This is a genomic window from Nocardioides sp. P5_C9_2 (genome assembly GCF_054049555.1).
Map to the genome: position 1 here is coordinate 1 of NZ_JBFUMD010000371.1, position 4,020 is coordinate 4,020.

The window sequence follows — 4,020 nt, forward strand, 5'->3', positions numbered from 1 at the left end:
GGTCTCGTCCGGGCGCGCCCGCTCGCCGGAGCGTCCCCGGGTGGGGACCATCCGGGTGGCGTCGGCGGAGCCCGCCGGCGGGGCACCCGCGCCGCCCTTGCCGTAGAGCCAGTCGTACTCGGGCGTTCCCTCCTCGGGACCGCCCTTCCCGGGGGGACGTTCAGCCATGGCCGAGACGCTACCGTGCCCGCATGAGCGAACCGCCCACCGCGCGTCCGGTGTCCTACTCCCGCGTCTCGCTGGCGATGGCGGCCACCTCGGTCCACGCCAACATCCTCGGCAACGTGCACGGTGGCGAGATCATGAAGCTGGCCGACTCGACCGCCGGGGCCGTCGCCTTCCGGCACAGCGACGGTCCGGCGGTCACGGCCGCCATGGACGAGATGAGCTTCCTGCGGCCCGTCCACGTGGGCGACATCGTGAAGACCTACTCGCAGGTCAACTGGGCCGGACGGTCGTCGATGGAGATCGGCGTGCGCGTCGAGACCCAGCCGTGGGGCAACGCCGCCGACGAGCCGGTGCACGTCGCCAGCGCGTACTTCGTCTTCGTGGCGATCGACGAGGACGGCGCCCCCCGCGCCGTACCGGGCCTGATGACCGAGACCGCGAGCGAGGTACGCCGCGAGCGCGAGGCGGAGATCCGTCGCGCCCACCGGCTCGCCCGCAAGCGGGCGATCGACCGGGGCCGCGAGGCATGACCACGCCCTGGGTGCCGGGGGAGGTGATCACCCGCCGCGAGGTCCTGCAYGGGCGACCGTGGCTGGAGCACCCCGTCACGGTGGTCGACGACGACGGCACCACCTTCGCGGTGCTGCTGGAGCCGGGCTCCCCGTTCACGTTCCACCCGCACCCGATGGGAACCCATCCGTGGGCCGCGCACGTCGCGTGGGGCGCCACGACGGTGCTCCAGGTGCACCGCACCGGCGAGCGCTACAGCGTCTGGAAGTTCTTCGTGGACGGGGTCTTCCAGCACTGGTACGTCAACTTCGAGAGCCCGGTGGGGCGCGACGACGACGGGTTCGACWCCGACGACCACGGGCTGGACCTCATCGTCCACCCCGACGGGCGCCGGGAGTGGAAGGACGTCGAGCACCTGCACGCGCAGCGGGTCCAGGGGCGCATCGGGCTGGACACGGTGGGTGCGGTGCTCGAGGCGGCCGACCGGGTGGTCGACCTCCTCGACGCCGACGACCGGTGGTGGTCGGACTACGACGGCTGGACGCCCTGAGGTCCTCGGCCATCTGCAGCCATCGGGTCGCGACGGCGCGTCGCACCCCGGTGTGACGGGTGGGACTGGTGATACTGGCCGGGCTGACTTCCCCCAGCAAGAGAGGCACCCCATGCCGCCCGACAGCTCCAGCGGGTCGCACCCCGACGCCCCGACCGCGCACGCTCCGCACGCCAGCCGCCACAGCACCGCCGACCGGGCGCAACGCGTGCGGTTCCGTCGCGCGGTGACGCTGATGGTGATGACCACGGTCATCCCCGGCTCGGCCCAGCTGATGGCCGGCAACCGGCGCCTGGGCCGGATCGCGATCCGCGTGTGGCTGGGCGTCATCGTGTCCGTCCTGCTGACCGCCCTCGTGGCGGCGTTCGCGCACTCCTTCGTCTTCTGGGCGGCCTCCAACACCCTGCTGCTCGGCGCGCTGCGCCTGGGCCTGATGGCGCTGGCCGTCGGGTGGGCCCTCCTGTTCATGGACGCATGGCGCCTCGGCCAGCCCCTCGGCCTGCAGCGCCAGCAGCGTCTCGCGGTGGTCGGCGTCAACGGCCTCCTCTCCCTGACGGTGGCCGGCACCCTGCTCTTCGGTGCCCACATGGTCGGCGTGCAGCGCACCTTCATGCTCACGATGTTCGGCGACGGGGCCGTCGTCGGCGCCCACGACGGACGCTTCAACGTGCTGCTGCTCGGCGGCGACTCCGGAGCCGGCCGCTGGGGCCTGCGACCCGACTCGCTGACCGTGGCCAGCATCGACGCCCGTACGGGCAAGACCGTCCTCATCGGCCTGCCGCGCAACATGGCGAACTTCCCCTTCGACGAGGGCTCGCCGATGGCCGAGCAGTTCCCGCACGGCTTCGACTGCGACGGCTGCTACCTCAACGGCGTGAGCACCTGGGCCGGGGACCACACCGAGCTCTTCAAGGGCTCCGACAACCCGGGCGTGGACGCCACCGTCTCCGCCGTCGAGGGCATCACCGACCTCGACATCAACTACTACGCGATGGTCAACCTCGCCGGCTTCCGAAGCCTCGTCGACGCGGTCGGGGGCGTCGAGCTGACCGTGCGCGACCGGATCCCCGTGGGTCTGCCGTCCGACTCCTTCTTCCGCTACATCGAGCCGGGCACCCGCACCCTGGACGGCATGGACACGCTGTGGTTCGCCCGGGCCCGTGAGGGGTCCGACGACTACTCGCGGATGGCCCGCCAGAAGTGCGTCATGAACGCGATGCTGCAGCAGGTGAGCCCCGAGACGGCGCTGCGCAACTTCGAGAAGATCGCCAAGGCCTCCTCCGAGATGATCTCCACGAGCGTGCCGCGCGGCGAGGTCGGCCGGTTCGTCGACCTGGCCCTCAAGGCCAAGAGCCAGAAGATCGCCACCCTCTCCCTGGTCCCGCCGCTCATCACCACCGCCGACCCGGACATCGAGCTGATCCACAGCAAGGTGGCCGAGGCCATCGACCGCGCCGAGGGTGAGAGCCCCGCCCCTGCCCCGGTCCCGGTCGAGCCCGAGCCCGAGACCGACGCAGCCTCCGACGCCGGCAGCGACACCGGGACCGGCGAGCAGGCGCCCGCCGAGGCTCCGGCCACGACGCCCGCGGCCCCGCCGTCGATGACCGGCGGATCGTTCGGGACGCTCAAGGACGGGTACGCCGCCAATGCGGCCGACGACCTCGGCGCCGTCTGCTGATCGGGCTCTCGGGGCATCCGGCCCCTAGGGTGTACGCCGTGACTGCTCCCCGGGATGGCCGTGTCGTCGCGGTGGTCGTCACCTTCAACCGGCTGCCGCTGCTCCAGCGACTGGTGGCGCGACTGGGGGAGGTGCCCGGGCTGAGCGAGGTGCTGGTGGTCGACAACGCGTCGGTCGACGGGACCGGCGACTGGCTCTCCGCGCAGCCGACCACCGGGGAGGTCCCCCTGCTGGCCCGCACCCTGGACCACAACCGCGGCGGGGCCGGCGGATTCCACGACGGTCTCGCGTGGGCCATCGACCGCGGTGCCGACCTCGTCTGGCTGATGGACGACGACGGCCTGCCCGACGCCGACTGCCTGACGACCCTGCTCGCCCACGACGACGACTTCGACTTCTGGGGCCCCCTGGTCGTGGACGAGGCCGACCCCGAGCGCCTCGTCTTCCCGATCCGGCTGCCGGGCGGTGCCCGGGTCGTCGGCGACATGGCCCAGGCCCGCGCGGCCGCCCGGGCGGGGGTGCTGGCCGACGTCGTCATCCCCTTCAACGGCGTGCTGGTCACCAAGGAGCTCGTGGACCGGATCGGGCTGCCCCGCGAGGAGTTCTTCATCTGGGGGGACGACGTCGAGTACCTCTGGCGCGCCAAGGAGGCCGGCGCCCGGGTCGCGACGGTGTCGGGAGCGCGGGTGCTGCACCCCAGCGTCGGCGAGCTGGGGACGCCCATGATGTGGGGCCGCACGACGTACAACCACAGCCCGAGCGACCTCAAGCACTACTGCATGGCCCGCAACAACCTGGTCAACCTCCGCGACTACCGCGGACCCCTGCACGCGCTGGCCTTCGTGGTGAAGACCGTGTGGTTCTACACCTTCACCCGGCCCAGCCTGACCCGCCTCCGGCTCAGCGCCGGGGCGATGCGCGCCGGGCTGGCGGGGGAGTACGACGGCCACGAGAGGTTCCTGCGATGACCGGGCCCGCGGCGGTCGAGACCGTGGCCGTGGTGGTCGTCACCCACAACCGCGCCGACCTGCTCCTCGCGATGCTGGCCGGCCTGGCGGTCCAGACCCGCCGTCCCGACGTGGTCGTGGTGGTCGACAACGCCTCCACCGACCAC

The 4,020-nt window shown here is 72.3% G+C and carries 4 protein-coding genes; all 4 read left to right on the forward strand.

Annotation, left to right across the window (positions count from 1 at the left end):
* Positions 1 to 191: 191 nt before the first annotated feature.
* Positions 192 to 698, forward strand: a complete 507-nt coding sequence (locus ACXJKL_RS16265) for an acyl-CoA thioesterase (protein ID WP_457208067.1) — start codon at positions 192 to 194, stop codon at positions 696 to 698.
* A complete protein-coding gene (locus ACXJKL_RS16270) occupies positions 695 to 1,228 on the forward strand; it encodes a DUF402 domain-containing protein (protein WP_457208068.1) in 534 nt (177 codons plus the stop codon). The genes ACXJKL_RS16265 and ACXJKL_RS16270 overlap by 4 nt, the downstream gene beginning before the upstream one ends.
* A 112-nt stretch (positions 1,229 to 1,340) precedes the next feature.
* Positions 1,341 to 2,906 carry an LCP family protein gene (locus ACXJKL_RS16275; RefSeq protein WP_457208069.1) on the forward strand — a complete coding sequence of 522 codons (1,566 nt, stop codon included), beginning with the start codon at positions 1,341 to 1,343 and terminating at the stop codon, positions 2,904 to 2,906.
* A 38-nt stretch (positions 2,907 to 2,944) separates the two neighbouring features.
* Positions 2,945 to 3,874, forward strand: coding sequence for a glycosyltransferase family 2 protein (locus ACXJKL_RS16280; RefSeq protein WP_457208070.1), 930 nt, complete (start codon positions 2,945 to 2,947; stop codon positions 3,872 to 3,874).
* Positions 3,875 to 4,020 lie beyond the last annotated feature (146 nt).